The organism is Larkinella bovis (genome assembly GCF_042655385.1).
Taxonomy (GTDB): Bacteria; Bacteroidota; Bacteroidia; order Cytophagales; family Spirosomataceae; genus Larkinella; species Larkinella bovis.
Window position 1 is genome coordinate 693933 of the sequence record NZ_JBHSMA010000002.1, and the last position, 17103, is coordinate 711035.

Genomic DNA, 17103 nt, shown 5'->3' on the forward strand with positions numbered 1-17103 from the left:
TTTGATCTTGTCCATCCTGGTGTTGTGGACGCTGGGGAGTTTTGCGCAGGGCGTAGGGCCGAATCAGCAGTTTTTCCCGGTTCATGACTTTCGTAACGACTGGCTGGTTTATGACCAGGCGTACAGATCCTACGTGCCCTTTATCGATGAACAACACGCCCAGGTCAATGCCGTCAGTTTTTTTCTGGATATCGAAAGTAATCGGCGGTATCATCTCCTGGTTACGACCCAGCAGGACGGGTATTTATTCATCGACGCGGCCCTGAAGCGCAAACTGACCGCCAATGAGTGGCTGGTGCTGAACCTCGATAGCTTGTACCGCGTCTATCGCAAACCCGAATTATTTCTGACGTTGTACGGCAGTCCGGGCGTGGAGGATAAGATGGTGTTTATCGGGCACCGGAAATCGGCCGCTCAGAAAAATATCGTGGTCAGTGAAACCCGCCTGAGCATTTTGCCCCGTCGGCTCTCGGTTTACCCGGAATTTTTTACGCTCTGCCTGCTGTTTATTGTCGCCATCAACGCCTATCTGTTTAACGTTCACCACCGGGCGTATCTCCGGTTTTTCAACCTGGCCGACTTGCTGGATATTACCGTTCGGGATGAATTGTTTCTGGTCAACCGTCCGCTGGGCCGCACTAATCTGCTTTTTTTGCTCAACCTGAGTTTTATTACGGCGTATTTATACTTAATCGTTCAGAGTAAAAATATTGATATTTTCCTGTCGAGGGCGTTGCTGCTACGCGGTCAGGGCCTGCTTGATCTGACCGTTACCTTTTTTGAACTGAGCGGTCTGGCGTTTTTGCTGCTGCTGGCTAAATATCTTTTTATCGTGACGATTGGCGGTTTATACCGGCTGGAAGAGATTGTTAATTTGCACTTCTTTAAGGCAATTCAGTCGTCATTGGTCTTTTTTACGGCGGGGGCGGTTTGCGTGGCAACCCTGGCGGCCAACACACCCGCCACCGGAACCTGGCCCAGTTTGTGGCTGATTGTGCCCTTTGTTGGGTTCTACGTAATCCGGCTGGCGCTGTTATATGTTGTGATTGCCAACAAAGCCGTTATCAAAAATCTGTATTTATTTTCGTACCTTTGCATTGTTGAACTGATTCCACTAACCATTGGCGTGCGGTTTGCACTGTAGCCGAAAAACCAGCTTTAAACACAAAACGCGAGGTATTCGATGAGTGAGATTTCTGCGAAGTATGACCAGGAAAGGTTGACAAAAGTTGCCAGCATCTTAGTAACTCAAGCCCGACCTGCCGACAACAATTCTCCTTATTTTGCGATTGCGGGTAAATACAATCTGCAAATTGAATTTCGCCCTTTTATTCAGATTGAGGGCGTTTCATTCAAAGACTTTCGGAAGCAGAAAATCAATATCCTCGACCATACGGCCATTATTTTTACCAGCCGTAATGCCGTTGATCACTTCTTTCGGATTTGTCAGGAGGCCCGGCTGGAAATGCCGGCCGATATGAAGTATTTCTGCGTCACGGAACAGACCGCCAATTACTTGCAAAAGTATATTGTCATCCGGAAGCGGAAAATCTTTACGGGGACCAAAACCGCAGCCGACCTGTTCGATCTGATCCGGAAGCACAAAAACGAGAAGTTTCTGTTCCCCTGCTCCAACATTCGGGGTAATGACATTCCGGATTTTATGGATACCAGCGGTCTGCACCTGACCGAGGCCATCATGTACGAAACCGTACCGGCCGACCTGACGGATCTGGACATCCATTCGTTCGATATCATTGCTTTCTTCAGCCCTTCGGGCGTCAATGCGCTATTGCATAACTTTCCGGATTTCAAGCAAAACGGGATTCGGATGGCTGCTTTCGGGCCGACCACGGCGCGGGCCGTCACCGATGCCGGATTTATTCTGGATATTGAAGCTCCCCTGCCGAATGCGCCCTCGATGGCGGGGGCCCTGGAACTGTATATGAAAAAGGCCAACAACAACTAGATCAGGGCGTGACCCAACCCAGTGGATGCGCGGATTGAATGAAAAAAACACTGATTACTTTCTGATCAGACAACTCATTCAACCCGCGCATTTGTGGTTTAAAACTGTGTCCTTTTTTATACCAATATTTTTGGAAAATCTCCGTTTAATAGGTAACATGCCGCCTAAGCATCGTTTTCAGTCGAACAGGTTACAGGCGTTTTAGTTTACTGTTCGACGGGCCATCTGGTATTAACGTTGATTGCTCTGAGATTTTATGAATAATACGTTCTACGTTGTCCTGTTTGGAATAGTCTGGGGGTTAACTACATCGGTGGTCAGGGCGCAAAACCAGGATCCGCAATTCAGCTCCTACATGTTCAATCCGGTTTACTATAATCCGGCGGCAGTTGGGTCGGAGAAAGTCGCCCGGTTTCAGTTGGTCCACCGGACGCAGTATTTGGGTTATCAGAGCAATTTTGACGATGGCGGGTCGTTTAACACGCAGTTGTTTTCGTTCAATATGCCCCTGGCCAGTATTCGGGGCGGAGTCGGTTTATACGCGTTGAACGAGACGGTAGGACCGCAGAGTTTTCAGCGGGTTCAGGCCGCTTATGCCTTTCGGTTGCCCTTGAAAAAAGGAACCTTATCCCTGGGCGTTGAAGGCGGTTTGCATAATTATACCATTAATTACGACTGGTTTCGGCCCAATGAACCCGATCCGCTGATTCAGAGCGGAAAAGTCAGTCAGATGCAACCGGATTTTGGGGCAGGGATCTATTACAATACGGATACTTATTACGTGGGCGCGAGCATGAAACACCTGACGCAGCCGGATTTTAATCTGGGGACCGATCAGAATTTAAACGCACTTTATCGAACCTCGTACATCACGGCCGGTTATCGGTATGAATGGAACTATCTGATCGATATCATGCCTTCCGCCATTTATAAATTCAACACGAACGGAACGTATTCGTCGCTGGAAGTGAACCTAATGGCCATGTATGACAAGCGGCACTGGTTCGGACTGGGCTACCGGCAGGGTGATGCTGTTTCGGCCAGCGCCGGCGTCAGTTTATTGCGCAATAATGCCCTGCGATTTGGCTATTCGTTCGATTTTATCGTGGGCAACCGGAACGCTAAAAGCCCGACTTCCCACGAAATTTTATTATCGTATTCGCTCCCCGAACCCCGTTCAGGTCGTAAACCGATTATTCGAACTCCCCGTTTCCGCTATTGAAAAAAACACTACGAAAACTGCCATCGTTTGCTCCTTCCGTTGCTGCCGCCAACATTGGCGTAATTATTGTTAGGCTGTTTGGTGCCAAACCAATAATTTTGAAATACGTAGCAAAAGTGGTGATAGGAAAGATCGCAGGTTCGTTTGCACTTTTTTTGAATAATAAATGCATTTACTCAATTCAAATGGACGTATACAATAAATTGCTTTATTTTCGTTCTAAGACTGGTTTGCACGCGAAACAGATTTTAACGTATCATACAACTATGAGTATTAAGTGGTTTACCGGCAACGCAGCCCGAGGGGTGATGGTGGTGGCAACGATTCTGCTGATGCAGGGTTGCGGGTTTATCAAATCAAAATTTGGTGGGGGGAAAGGAAAGGGTGATGACATTGGGGTAACCAATGGTGAAATTACCGCCAATGGCCGGAAAGGCTGGAAGCAAACCACACCATACGGTATGGTACTGGTCCCATCCGGTTCCTTTATGATGGGCCAGGCCGACGAAGATCTGGCCGCAAGCCAGGCCAATATGAACCGTCGGGTTACGATCAGTTCATTCTATATGGACGATACCGAAATCACAAACCACGAATACCGGCAGTTTGTGAACGCCCTGCTGACCGACTCGGTTTCGGTCCTGGGTGAGGAAGAAATCATGAGCAAGTATTACCCGGATACGACCGTCTGGAAAAATGACTTTACGTACCATAACGGCGACCCGATGCTGGAGTATTACTTCTCGCACCCGGCTTTCGATACGTATCCGGTGGTGGGAGTGAGCTGGCAGGCCGCTCAGTATTTCTGCAACTGGCGGACGAATCTCTACAACGATTACCGCACGAAAGAAGGTCAGTTTGTGTCACCCCGTTACCGGCTGCCGTCCGAAGCCGAATGGGAGTGGGCCGCTCGCGGTGGACATAGTTCGGCCAAATACCCCTGGGGTGGTCCGTATGTAGCCAACGGCAAAGGATGCTACCTCGCCAACTTCAAACCGCAACGCGGGAACTTCGATGCCGACGGCTATCCGTATACGGCTCCCGCCAATGCCTATAACCCCAACGATTACGGTCTGTATAACATGGCCGGTAACGTAGCCGAGTGGACCCGCGATGCCTATGCCGAAAACTCGACGGCTATCGTTTGGGATATGAACCCGGATAACCAGAATGCCGACGAACCCCGTAAGGTGGTTCGGGGCGGTTCCTGGAAAGACATTGCCTACTACCTGGAAACGGGAACCCGGTATTACGAACTGGAATACAACAAACGTTCGTACATCGGCTTCCGTTGCGTGATGGATAACCTGCAGGGTAGAACCGCATCACGGGGTGCCCGTCGTTAATCCGGTCGAATGGCTGAATCCATTATCGCTCCTGCTTTTTCATACTAAACATAATTTAACGCTTATTTTATCTCTTCTTTTATATCATGGCCAGTAACAGTTCAAACGTTTTTTTCGACAAAATTCTTCCGACCATATATAGTGCCGGAGCGGCTGTAGTTGTTCTTGGAGCGTTAGGTAAAATTCAACATTATGATTGGGGTGGCCCGATGCTAACGATCGGTTTGTCCGTCGAAGCCGCCATTTTTGCCCTTTTTGCATTACAAACCTTCTTTCAGCCCACCCAGACCGAACCAGACTGGACGCGGGTTTATCCAGAACTGGCCGACGATTACAAAGGTGAATTGCCGAAACGGGGTCCGGCTTTGCAAAGCAATGGTCTGACGGCCAACATGGACAAAATGCTGGCGGATGCGAAAGTGACGCCGGATATCTTCGAAAAGCTGGGAACGGGGCTTCGCAGTTTTACGGACACGGTCGGAAAACTGCGCGATGTTTCGGAGGCTACAGTAGCCACGAACGAATACGCCCAGCACGTTCGTCAGGCGTCCAACTCCATCAATGAGATGAATAAGTCGTATGGGGTGGCCGTTACCTCGATGAACGCCATGGCCGACGCGACCCAGGATGCGAAAGAATACCGGGCTCAATTCCAGAAAATCACCCAGAGTATGGGCGCCCTGAATGCGGTTTATGAGCTCGAATTGCAGGATACCAACAAACACCTGAAAGCGATGAATGCTTTCTATGGTAACCTGACGAGTGCCATGGAAAATATGTCGGAAGCCAGCCGGGATACGCAGCAATTCAAGAATGAATTGTCCAAACTGACCAATAACCTGTCGTCACTGAACAACGTTTACGGCAGTATGCTGACGGCAATGCGGGGCAGTGGGAATGGCGCGAAATAATCTTCAACTCTAATTACAGCTTACACTACCATATAAAATGGCAGGAGGAAAAGAAACACCCCGGCAGAAAATGATCGGGATGATGTATCTGGTATTAACCGCCATGCTGGCCTTACAGGTCAGCTCGGCGTTACTGGAAAAATTTATTCTGTTGAATAATAGTCTTGAAACATCCACCGGTTCGGCCAATCGCATTAACCAGTCTACGCTCGATAATATTAAATCCACGGTAGAAAAATCGGGAAACCGGGCGGCTGACCTGGAAGTGGTCAAACAAGCGCAGGAGGTCCGCGACCTGACGGCTGGCATTGTTACGCAGCTGGATGCTCTTAAAGAGCAGATTGTCAACGAAGCCGGCGGTGGCCTCGACGAGCAGGGTAATATCAAAACGCCGAACGAAGAAACCAAGGTGGGGGCCATCATGGTGGGCAACAACAAGAACGGGAAAGCGTATGAATTGCAGACGAAATTGAATCAATACGTTCAGCAATTACAGAAGTACAACCCGAACGCGAAGTTTATTCCCCTGGCCGTTGATGCGAAAGATGATCCGATTGCCAGCCGGTCGAAGGAGCAGCGCAACAAGGATTTTGCCGAACTGAACTTTGAACAAACCCCGGTTCCGGCGGCTCTGGCCGTGTTGAGCCAGCGCCAGTCGGACATTCGGCGGATGGAAGGGGAAGTTCTGGATTACCTGGCCAGCAAAGTGGGGGCGCAGGACATCAAGTTTGACAAAATTCTGGCGATGGTCAGCATGGAGTCGAAAGTAGTCGTGGCCGGGACCAAGTTCAAAGGGGAAATGTTTCTGGCGGCTTCATCCAGCGGGGTTACCCCCCGGATGAGCCTGAACGGCGGAGCGGTTCGCGTTGAAAATGGCGTCGGTAAAATCGAGTTTACGGCGCAGGGTGGAACCTATGACAAAAACGGTCTGGCGAAGCGGGCCTTGACCGGTTCTATCAGTTACCAGGCACCGGATGGAATGAAAACCGTTAACTTCAATCAGGAGTACTTTGTCGCGAAACCATCGTACGAAATCGAAACGGCTTCGATGCCACCCCTCTACCTGGGATGTGCCAACAAGCTGAGCATCCAGAGCCCGCAACTTGGTGCCTTGTGGAACCCGACGTTTAGCGCCAGCGGTGCTACGGTGCTAACCAGCGGAGAGCGGGGTAAAATTACGGTCATCCCGACCTCGGCGCAGGTAAGTCTGAACGTTAACAATGCCGGCAGTTTGCTGGGAACGAATGAGTTCAAGGTAAACCGGGTGCCCCGCCCAACCCTGCGTGTATACGCGGGTGGTGCAGAGATCGACGAACGGCGCGGTATGCCGGTGTCGAGTGTCCGAACCATTCAGGTACGTGCCATTCCCGACGAAAGCTTCAAAAACTTCATGCCCGACGATGCTAATTTCCGGGTGAAAGGATTTACGGTTCGTCTGGCGCAAGGGGCCCGTCCAATTGGCCCTCCGGTTTCATTGGGTCCCAATGGCGGTTCGGTTGGTTCCTTAGCTTCGGAAGCACAACCCGGTATGCGGTATGTGATCGAAGTGGAGGGCGTAGAACGGCGTAACTTCCGGGGAGAGATTAGCGAAGTCCCAGTAACACAGAAGGTTTATCAAATATTTCTGAACTAAATAGTACGAGGCTGTCGTTGCATTCGTTATTGTGAAGAAAGAAACGCAAAAGCACAAGGTCATGAAACAGGCGGGAAGTATAGTCGTAGCTGCTGTACTGGCGGTTTTGGCAGGCGGGGTGGCACAGGCGCAGGAAAAGGAAAATCCGAAAACCAACCCGTTGTCAGTTCGGGAGATCGATGATAATGACATCATGATGAAGAAAACATTGTGGCGTCGGGTCGACCTGAACGAAAAGCAGAATCAGGCGATGTTTTCCAAAAACAATCAGATCACCAAATACCTGATTGATGCGGTAAAAGCCGGTGTTCTGGTCGCTTATCCTAACGATTCGGTAAGTACGCCGATGGAAATTGGAAAGTTTGCCGAGAAATTGGCGGTGCCAGCACAGGCCGATGTCTTAACGGCGGAAGAAAAAGCAGCCGGTTTTGGGGATGAAGCCCAGAAAGCCAACGATGGCTGGGGCGATGCGCCGAAAGATAAAAAAGCGGCTGCCAAGCCGGTCGATGATGGCTGGGGAACGCCTTCTAAAGCTGCCACGGCCAAACCGGTCGATGATGGCTGGGGAACACCCGCTCCGAAGAAAAAAGCAACGGCTAAAAATACGAAAGGCAAAAAAGGGGCGAAACCGGCTCCGGTAGTGCCTGAGCCTCCCAAAGTAGATTCCTCCGCCATGGCGAAAGCTGCGCCGTCGCCGTTCACGGGCAATGAGCGGCTGGCCGATGAATACAGCGTGCTGGAAATCAAGGAAGACTGGGTGTTCGACCGGAAGCGCTCCCGTTTGTATTACGATATTCAGACGGTTGGAATCGTGATTCCGGCGGATAAAAACCCTTCTGGGCTGGAGCAACCCGTCGCGTACTTCAAGTACAAAGACCTGGATAAACTGTTCCGGAGCGACCCGAAGAAATTCATCTGGTATAACTCGCAAAACCAGGCGAAACACCTGAATCTGGCCGATGCTTTCGATCTTCGGCTGTTCTGGGGACGCATCTACAAAGTATCAAATCCGAAAGATCGGGACCTGATCGGGCAGTATGGCAGCGAACGGGAAGGCTTGTTGAAGTCGTACCAGATCGAGCAAAAACTCATGGAAGAGGAGCACGGGTTGTGGGAATACTAAGTTGAAGTTTTGCCAGGCAAAACCTGAGTCATCCCGAAGTTTGATAACTCTGTTTTAAAAGCGAAAACCTTCCGAATTTAGTGGTGCGAACAACTAAGCGGAAGGTTTTCTTATGTCCAAAGACTTTATAAAAGTCGGTATCTGTACCGACGATGTCAAGCAAGAGGCCCGTTATTTCCAAAACCGGCTACAGACTTTTATCCAACCCCTGGCCGAGCGGCTGGATCGACTCGTTGATCGACAAGCACCTTTGAGGCTTTGGTAGGGGCCTTATTCGCTTCCGAGATAACAGTCTGGGGTTACTGTTGAGCGAGTTGGGCGGTAAACTCCTCGGTGAGCAACACGCTCCGGCCGCAACCAAACGCATCAGCAACCTGCTTCGCAGTAAAGCTTGGAGTCACACACTGATTGAAGCGTTTCTTCTGGAGAAAGCCCAGAACGTGGCCCAGCAGCTACAGGATCAGCCTCAGGTCGGGGTCTTGATCTGGGACGAAAGTGTGATCGAAAAATCCGAGAGTATCCGCTCGGAAGGCGTATATGCGGTTCGGAGCAGCAAAGCCAAACGGCTCAAAGGCAGCAAACCCGGTTTCCTTAATCCGCCCGGCGGACGCCCCGTACCTGTACCCGGCTTTGAGTGGATGGGTCTATTACTGGCTGGTTTGAAGACTCATCCCTGCATTGCCTTCTTCCGGTGGTACACCCCGCGGGGGAACACGCTCAGGACCGCTTACTGCTCCAGACCGGCCTACTGCAGGAGGCTGTTAAGGCGTTCGGTCGCTGTGGCCTGTGTTTGGGCTATGCTGGGAAACGCGGGCTGGGGTTGGCGATTCAGTGGCCCCGACTGTGGTTCTGGCTCAACCGACGCAAGTTGATGATGATGGTTGCCTTGGTGTATGCATTTCTGCTGGAGTTGCTGGCGGTAGACAAAAGCGATGAGCGGTTAGCCTTATTGCGAAGGTGGTGTCATCGAACCGGAAAGCGGTGCCAGTCTGCCCTGACACCGCTTTATCGACTTCGCGCTGCGTTAGCTGCGGTATTCAACTTCTATCAAGTCATCCTACAAACTGCGGGATGACTCATGTTTTGGTTTCAGATCGCCCTGATTTGGTCCCGCTTTGAGTAGAATTAACAGAAAGCCCATTTTTCAGATCAGGTACGTTGTCGGTCAATACGCTTCTCGTCTATGATTACTGCTCAAAAACTAGCCCAAACCGTTTTCTTTTTATGGATCGGGAGCCTGTCGGCCTTCGCCCAAACCGGCTGGACCGAAACCGCACCCAGCGTCTGGAAGCTGTCGGTCGGCCAGCCTGAAGCGTATAATCTGCTGACGGCAGCGGGTGTGCAATCCAATACCGTTGCGCTGGCTACCCTGCCCAAAACCGACTTCCCGCTGCCGAAAGAAGATATTTCGGTGAAAGTGGTAGACGGGAAAACCTACCTGCGCTTTCCGCTCGAACGCGGGGAGCAGTTGTACGGTTTCGGCCTGAATTTTCAGACGGTTCACCAGCGCGGCCGGATTCTGAACCTGCACATGGATCATTACGGCAACCGCGATAATGGCCGAACCCACGCACCGACTCCGTTTTATGTTTCGTCCAACGGATACGGTATTTTCATCAATTCGGCCCGCTATCTGACGGTGTATGCCGGATCGGCGGCCCGGCTGGAGAGTAAAAATGCCCCAAAGGCGCAGGACCGGAATACCGATAAAAGCTGGTCGGCGAATCCGTATTCCGATGCGGTGGAGGTGCTGGTTCCGGCCGCTGGTGTTGATATTTACGTCTTTGGCGGTCCCAAACCGATGGAAGCCGTTCGGCGGTTTAACCTGTTCAACGGTGGCGGGTGTTTGCCGCCCCGCTGGGGACTCGGTTTTACGCAGCGCGTCCACCGGCTCTACACCGCCGACAGTGTGCGGAAAGAAGCCGCCGAATTTGAAGCCCGAAAGTATCCGCTGGATTTCATCGGACTGGAACCGGGCTGGCAGAGTAAATCGTACCCCTGCACGTTTGAGTGGGACAAAACCCGTTTTCCCGATCCGGCCGGTTTTGTGAAAGATATGCTCAACAAGAACGTACGAATCAATCTCTGGACGAACCCCTACGTTTCGCCCGATGCGTCGATTTTTCCGCAGATTAAACCGTTCAGCGGTTCGCATACCGTCTGGGTAGGGGCGGTTCCGGATTTAACCATACCGCAGGCGCAGGCGATATACTGGCGGCAGTTCGACAACGATCATGTCGGTATTGGCGTCAGCGGGTATAAAATCGACGAGGTAGACGGCAACGATTCGTGGTTGTGGCCGGATGTTGCCACATTTCCGTCGGGAACGAGTGCCGAGCAGATGCGGCAGACGTACGGTTTGCTGGTGCAGAAGCAAAGCACGGACTTGTACCGTAAACGTAATACGCGGACCTACGGGTTGGTGAGGGCGTCGAACGCGGGCGGCTCGTCGTTTCCGTACGTGATTTACAACGACAATTACAGCCACCAGGACTTTATTACGGGGGTGATCAACAGTGGTTTTGCCGGGGTATTGTGGACGCCGGAAGTGCGGGCGTCCAAGACGGGCGAAGAATGGTTGCGCCGGTTTCAGTCGGTTTGTTTTTCACCGATGGCGATGATTAACGCCTGGGCCGATGGCACCAAACCATGGTCGTTCCCGGATGTGGCCGAGCAGGTCAAAGCCGTAGCGCAACTCCGGATGCAGATGATGCCGTACTGGTATACGGAATTTGCCAAATACCATTTTGAAGGGACGCCACCGTTCCGGGCGCTGAATCTGGAAGCCGGTTTTGTGGAGAAGGTCGAAAAGCAGACCACCGTGGCAGATCTGGGTGAAAACCCGTATCAGCAGGCCGTTACCAAAGAAATTAAGGATCAGTACATGGCGGGTGACTACCTGCTGGTCGCACCGATGTTTACGGGGCAAACGTCGCGGAAAGTGATTTTGCCGAAAGGGAAATGGTACGACTTTTACACGGGCCAGCTGGTGGGCGAGGGAGAGGTGATTACCGTTACGCCGGGATTGGACCAGATTCCGGTTTTTGTCAAAGACGGCGGAATTATCCCGATGATGCCGCCGAGGCTCCATGCGCCGATAGCCGGGGAGAAAGTGGACCTGGAAATCCGGCATTACGGCGAAAAACCGTCGGAATACCGCCTGTATGACGACGATGGCGAAACCTATAACTACGAAAAAGGTCAGTTTAGCTGGCGGCTGATTCAGGTCGAGCGGCAGAAGAATGGGACGTGGAAAGGCCGGATGTCGGCGGCCGAGAAGGGCAAACCCGATACCGTCGGGAAGGTGACGTGGCGGTTTATGACGAAGTAAACGCGCTCCCCCTACGGGTTGGCGGTAAATTGTCGCAATGGCCCCCGATGAACGGCGTAATAACCACCCATTCCTGAAAACCGTCACCTGTATCTTTGGGAAAACAACGAAACAATGAGAAAACTGAAACTTCAGGTCCAAATGACAGTCGATGGTTTATCGCGGGACCCAACGGCGAAATGGATTGGGTAATGTTCCAGTGGGACGATGCCTTGAAAAACTACGTGTCCGAATTGACTGAGCCGATTGATACCATCGTGCTGGGGCGGAAGCTGGCCGAAGGGTTTATTCCCTATTGGGCTTCGGTGGCGGTCAATCCGGAGGATCCACAGGTAGAAGCGGGTAAAAAATTTACGGAAACGCCTAAAGTGGTTTTTTCCAAAACGCTTCAGCAGTCGGAATGGGACAATACGGTGGTCGCTACCGGTGATCTGATGGACGAAATTACGGCGCTGAAAGCCCAGGAAGGTCGGGATATCATTGCGTACGGTGGGGCAACGTTTGTATCATCGCTTATCCGACAGAACCTGATCGACGATTTTCATTTGTTCATTAATCCGGTCTCCATTGGTAGCGGCATGCCGATTTTTAAGGACCGGGACTCGTATCAGAATCTGACGCTGGTGAAGGCAACTTCGTTTGACTGTGGAATCGTTGTCCTCCATTATCAACCGAAGCAATCCTGACGGTTTACAACACCATTCAAAAGCGGATGAGTATGAAAAAACCGTGACCTGTGCAGACAGGTCACGGTTTGACGGTATTGAATTCTAGACAGGATTAATATACCTCCATTTCGGGCTCCACATCGCGCGCCCAACTGTTAATCCCGCCCTGCAGGTTCATGATGTTGGTGAGACCAAATTCTTTCTGGAGGTAATCGACCACGTATTGGCTGCGGATTCCGTGGTGGCAGTAGACCACGACGGGCCGGTCGGTTGGGATGCGCTTGACATTGTTGGCGATAATGTTAACCGGAATCAAAACCGCATTGTCGAGGTGGCAGATGTTGTATTCGGGACGTTCGCGCACGTCGAGCAGGAAAATATCTTCGTCCTGCGCCAGCCGTTCGGCCAGTTCGATGGCCGTAATGCTCTGGCGAATTTCGGTTTTTTGGGGTATTCGCTGGCCTTCTTCCCAGCCATTCTGGGCGGCCGTTTCAGCATCGAGCCGCCGGCGCACCCGGATTTTCTGGAACGACATACTGAGCAAATCTACCATCAGGAGTTCTTCGTTCAGCAGGTGGCCGACGCCGGTAATGAGTTTGATGGCTTCGTTGGCCTGGTAGGTACCAATCACGCCCGGCAGTACGCCGAGAACGCCGGTTTCGGCGCAGTTCGGAATCTCCATCTGGTTCGGAAATTCGGGGAACAGACAGCGGTAAGTCGGGCCGCGCCGGATCTCTTCGGGTTGTAGCTCTGAAGCCGTCAGCCGGGCGTTCAAAACCGCCACTTGTCCTTCAAACCGGTGAATCGCCCCGTAAATGAACGGTTTTTCCTGCATCACGCAAACGTCGTTGACGAGGTACCGGACCGTGAAATTATCGGTACAATCGATCACCAGATCGTATTCGTCGATGAGGGTGCGGGCGTTCGAACGATCCAGGGCATACGCGTAGGCGTTGAAGCTGATTTCCGGATTAATTTTTTTGAGTGAATTTACCGCAATCGTTGCCTTAGGCTTACCCACCTGTTCGGTGGTGTAAAGAACCTGCCGTTGCAGGTTACTGACGGCCACGGTATCCGGGTCAATAATACCGATGGTGCCGACGCCGGCAGCGGTTAAATACAGTAAAACCGGACAGCCCAGTCCGCCAGCGCCCACAACCAGGACACGAGCCTGTTTCAGTTTTAGCTGGCCATCTACCCCAATTTCGGGGAGATTGAGGTGTTTTTCATAACGGGCGTATTCGGCTGGTCGGAGCATAGTCGATTTGTTGTTGGGATTACCACCCTACATTTTAAACGAAAAAGCAATTCAAATTACATCACGCCCCTGAATTTTATTTTACGTTCAGCTTTGAGTATAAATCTGATGGGAAGGTTTGCAAACCTGCTCACCCGTTCTAACTTTGGTACTCAAATCATTAGCCTTTCGCCATGAAAAAAAATCTTGGATTAACCGCCTTGACGTTGATACTCTGGATGACATTCAGCAGTTTCACCACCAGGCTAGCCACCGTTAGTCAACTGACGACGGAGTGGCAGCGCGCCAAAGAGTACACCAAGGAATACCTGGATGCCATGCCGGAAAACGGCGTAGGCTTCAAACCGACCCCCGATATCCGTAGTTTTGCTGAGCAAATGCTGCATCTGGCCAACGCCAACTACAATTTTGGCTCGGGAGCAACCGGCAAAGCGAACCCCATGCAAGGGAAAAAGATGGAAACGATGGAGGAGTTCAAGACCAAAGCCGGTCTGACGAAAGCGGTTATGGATAGCTACGACTTCGTTATCGAGGCTGTTAAAGGCCTGAGCGATGCGCAACTGGGTGAAATGGTGAAAATGGGGCCACGCGAATTATCCCGGGAAACGATTCTGGCTAAAGCATTCGAACACCAGACGCACCATCGCGGCCAAACCACGATCTACATCCGGATGAAAGGCATCAAACCCCCGAACGAGAAACTGTTTTAAGAGTTAGGAGTGATGCGTTAAGAGTGATGAGTTGGCTGACGCATTAACTTATCACTCTTAACGCATCATTCATCACTTTCTGGCGATGGCGATCTGCAACTCGTCCAGCTGGGCGGGGGCAATCGTGGACGGTGAGTCGATCATAACGTCGCGGCCCGAATTGTTTTTCGGGAACGCAATGAAGTCGCGGATCGAATCGGCTCCGCCGAAAATCGAACAAAGCCGGTCGAAACCAAACGCGATACCGCCGTGGGGCGGAGCGCCGAATTCGAAAGCATCCAGCAGAAAACCGAACTGCGCCTTGGCTTCTTCGGGCGTAAAGCCCAGAAAATCAAACATCTTCGCCTGTAATTCGCGCTGGAAAATCCGGATCGAACCACCGCCCACTTCCGTCCCGTTGATCACCATGTCGTAGGCATTGGCCCGCACGGTGCCGGGGTCGGTTTCGAGCAACGGAATATCTTCCGGTTTGGGCGACGTAAACGGATGGTGCATCGCAAACCAGCGGTTTTCTTCTTCGCCCCATTCGAGCAGCGGAAAGTCCAGCACCCACAGGGCACTGAACTGGTTCGGGTCGCGCAGACCCAGCCGGGTGCCCATTTCCAGCCGCAGCTCGTTGAGCTGCTTCCGGACCTTGCCGGTATCACCCGCCAGAATAAGCAGTAAATCACCGGGTTCGGCCTGGAATTGCACCACCCAGTGTTTCAGGTCTTCTTCGGAATAAAATTTATCGACCGACGATTTGATCGTGCCATCGGTATTGTACCGCACATAGATCAGCCCTTTGGCTCCAATCTGCGGGCGTTTGACGTAGTCGGTCAGTTCATCGATCTGCTTGCGGGTATAATCGGCGCAACCTTTGGCATTGATGCCAACCACCAGTTCCGCCGAATCGAAGACGACGAAGTTTTTACCCGATGTCAGGTCCACCGTATCGAATGCTCCTTTCAGTTCAACAAATGGCATTCCAAACCGGGTATCGGGCTTGTCGGAACCGTACAGCCGCATCGCGTCGGCGTAAGCCATGCGGGGCACTTCGGCCAGATCGATGCCTTTGACGGTTTTGAACAGGTGCCGAACCAGCCCTTCAAACATTTGCAGAATGTCTTCCTGCGTGATAAATGACATCTCACAGTCGATCTGCGTAAATTCCGGCTGGCGGTCGGCGCGCAGGTCTTCGTCCCGAAAACACTTGACAATCTGGTAGTAGCGGTCAAAACCCGACACCATCAGCAATTGCTTGAACGTCTGGGGCGACTGTGGCAGGGCGTAAAACTCGCCGGGATTCATGCGGCTCGGCACCACAAAATCCCTAGCTCCTTCCGGCGTCGATTTGATCAAAACCGGGGTTTCCACTTCGATAAAATCCTGGCCGTCCATGTAAATCCGCGTCTGCTGCGCCATTTTATGGCGCAGTTCGAGGTTTCTCCGAACCGGATTCCGGCGCAAATCGAGGTAGCGGTATTTCATCCGCAGGTCATCGCCCCCGTCGGTTTCGTCTTCGATCAGGAACGGCGGCAATTTGGCCGGATTCAGAATCTCCAATTCTGCCAGCCGTACTTCAATATCCCCCGTCGGCAAATTGGGGTTCTTGGATTTGCGCTCAATGACCTGGCCAACGGCTTTTACGACGAACTCGCGGCCCAGTGAACGGGCTGCGGCAATCACCGCCGGATCGGTTTGGCCTTCTTCGAGCAGTAATTGGGTCAGGCCGTACCGGTCGCGCAGGTCGATCCAGATCAGACCGCCCTTGTCGCGGATGCGTTGCACCCACCCGCAAAGAATGACTTTCGTATTAACGTGTTCGATGCGGATTTCTCCGCAAGTATGGGTTCGAAGCATGCGTTTATCGGTTCAATAAGCCGCAAAGGTAGCCAAAGTAAATCCGGCTTTCAAGCTGAATATAAAATCCCTCACGGCTGGATGTAATTTTTAGCGGGCATCCGCCGTTGCGCGTTTTTGCAGGTAGGCCTGCGCAAACTGTAGGGAATACAACGTGGCCGATTTCTGATTCAGGTGTTGCTGATCGTCCGAGCAATCATCCGGAAAAGGAGCGGTGTATTCCCGACGGTAGGGCACGGCGATTCGGTAACGGTCGGGGAGGGCAGCATACACATTCGGGAGAATCTGTTTTTCCTCAGCCATCGGTCGATTGGGCAAATACACGTACAGCGAAACCTTTCGGGCGTCGCATTGCCGGATTAATTGCATGAGTTGGTTCAGGTAAAACCGGTCCCGCTCCGTCAAACGAACCGGTAGTGCTGTCGTATCCGGCGGTGTTGCTGCCGTGAATCCTGCCGGTTTTCGGTCACCAAAGGCGTTCGGGCGGAAATACCGGTAGCCAGTCGAGTCCATGATGAAATTGTCCTGCTCGGTTCGAATGAGCGGTAGGACCGACATGAAAACCGAACTGCGCAATGTAAAAAACTGATTTAAAAAAGAGTCGTAGAGGTCGTTGCCCCGCCGTATCCGTTCCGCACTGTAGTCTTCTTCCCGCACAAAATGGCCAGTTTTAAACCCGATTTCGTGCAGCGGATTCGTGCGGCTAAAGGGATCTTCATGGGCTTTACCCGGCGGAAACGACAGTTCCAGAAAGATCGTCTTCAGCGTTAATCCATCCATTTTCAGGAGTTTTTCGCATTCCGCAAATGTATTGGGGGCAAACAGGGCGCTCAGGCCGTGGTTGAATGATCGGGTCTGGTACTGTGTAACGGAATCAAAAACGGCCGGATTGATACTGTGCATCGTCCGGCTGGAGCCGACAAAAACCGTATTGATGCGATGGCGCACCGGTTTCAGCATCGAATCGAGTTTATACCCGCTTTCGTCAAATCGTTTCGGATTCTGTCGCTGCAAACGGGCCCAAAGCGTGATTTTGAGGCCGAGCATCACCATTACCAGAACCAGGATCTTTAGGAAAAAACGCAGCATG

General features: G+C 51.9%; 14 protein-coding genes. 11 read left to right on the plus strand and 3 right to left on the minus strand.

Features of this window, described 5'->3' with window-relative positions; genetic code table 11:
* Position 1: 1 nt before the first annotated feature.
* The 10 genes from ACFPMF_RS10040 (at position 2) to ACFPMF_RS10085 (ending at position 12221) form a co-directional block, all read left to right on the plus strand.
* The gene (locus ACFPMF_RS10040) at positions 2-1144 is read left to right on the plus strand and encodes a DUF4271 domain-containing protein (RefSeq protein WP_379843938.1); all 1143 of its coding nucleotides are present in this window, start codon (positions 2-4) and stop codon (positions 1142-1144) included.
* A gap of 39 nt (positions 1145-1183) precedes the next feature.
* Positions 1184-1969: a uroporphyrinogen-III synthase gene (locus ACFPMF_RS10045; RefSeq protein WP_379843940.1), complete on the plus strand. Its 786-nt coding sequence runs from the start codon at positions 1184-1186 to the stop codon at positions 1967-1969.
* 256 nt (positions 1970-2225) lie between these two features.
* The gene (locus ACFPMF_RS10050) at positions 2226-3191 is read left to right on the plus strand and encodes a PorP/SprF family type IX secretion system membrane protein (RefSeq protein WP_379843943.1); all 966 of its coding nucleotides are present in this window, start codon (positions 2226-2228) and stop codon (positions 3189-3191) included.
* A 266-nt stretch (positions 3192-3457) separates the two neighbouring features.
* Positions 3458-4537, plus strand: coding sequence for a T9SS ring complex lipoprotein PorK/GldK (gene porK / locus ACFPMF_RS10055; RefSeq protein WP_379843946.1), 1080 nt, complete (start codon positions 3458-3460; stop codon positions 4535-4537).
* An 86-nt stretch (positions 4538-4623) separates the two neighbouring features.
* Positions 4624-5448, plus strand: coding sequence for a type IX secretion system motor protein PorL/GldL (gene porL / locus ACFPMF_RS10060; RefSeq protein WP_379843948.1), 825 nt, complete (start codon positions 4624-4626; stop codon positions 5446-5448).
* Between the two features lie 37 nt (positions 5449-5485).
* Positions 5486-7081 carry a type IX secretion system motor protein PorM/GldM gene (gene porM, locus ACFPMF_RS10065; protein WP_379843951.1) on the plus strand — a complete coding sequence of 532 codons (1596 nt, stop codon included), beginning with the start codon at positions 5486-5488 and terminating at the stop codon, positions 7079-7081.
* Positions 7082-7142: 61 nt separating this feature from the next.
* Entirely contained in the window at positions 7143-8204 is a 1062-nt protein-coding gene (gene porN / locus ACFPMF_RS10070; RefSeq protein ID WP_379843953.1) for a type IX secretion system ring subunit PorN/GldN, read from the plus strand.
* 305 nt (positions 8205-8509) lie between these two features.
* On the plus strand, positions 8510-9076 hold the full coding sequence (locus ACFPMF_RS10075) for a hypothetical protein (RefSeq protein WP_379843956.1): 567 nt from the start codon (positions 8510-8512) through the stop codon (positions 9074-9076).
* Between the two features lie 311 nt (positions 9077-9387).
* Positions 9388-11535, plus strand: coding sequence for a glycoside hydrolase family 31 protein (locus ACFPMF_RS10080; RefSeq protein WP_379843958.1), 2148 nt, complete (start codon positions 9388-9390; stop codon positions 11533-11535).
* 179 nt (positions 11536-11714) lie between these two features.
* On the plus strand, positions 11715-12221 hold the full coding sequence (locus ACFPMF_RS10085; protein WP_379843960.1) for a dihydrofolate reductase family protein: 507 nt from the start codon (positions 11715-11717) through the stop codon (positions 12219-12221).
* A 94-nt stretch (positions 12222-12315) separates the two neighbouring features.
* Here the strand turns inward: ACFPMF_RS10085 and moeB are convergent, their stop codons facing one another.
* Complete coding sequence (moeB, locus tag ACFPMF_RS10090) at positions 12316-13461, minus strand: molybdopterin-synthase adenylyltransferase MoeB (RefSeq protein ID WP_379843963.1); 1146 nt, start codon at positions 13459-13461, stop codon at positions 12316-12318.
* 218 nt (positions 13462-13679) lie between these two features.
* On the opposite strand from moeB, the gene ACFPMF_RS10095 reads away from it, so the two are divergent.
* Positions 13680-14171: a DinB family protein gene (locus ACFPMF_RS10095; RefSeq protein ID WP_379844580.1), complete on the plus strand. Its 492-nt coding sequence runs from the start codon at positions 13680-13682 to the stop codon at positions 14169-14171.
* 72 nt (positions 14172-14243) lie between these two features.
* On the opposite strand, the gene aspS is transcribed toward ACFPMF_RS10095, so the two are convergent.
* Together aspS and ACFPMF_RS10105 are read right to left on the minus strand one after the other, a co-directional pair.
* The gene (aspS, locus tag ACFPMF_RS10100) at positions 14244-16013 is read right to left on the minus strand and encodes an aspartate--tRNA ligase (RefSeq protein ID WP_379843966.1); all 1770 of its coding nucleotides are present in this window, start codon (positions 16011-16013) and stop codon (positions 14244-14246) included.
* Positions 16014-16103: 90 nt separating this feature from the next.
* Positions 16104-17102, minus strand: a complete 999-nt coding sequence (locus tag ACFPMF_RS10105) for a hypothetical protein (RefSeq protein ID WP_379843968.1) — start codon at positions 17100-17102, stop codon at positions 16104-16106.
* Position 17103: the final 1 nt, after the last annotated feature.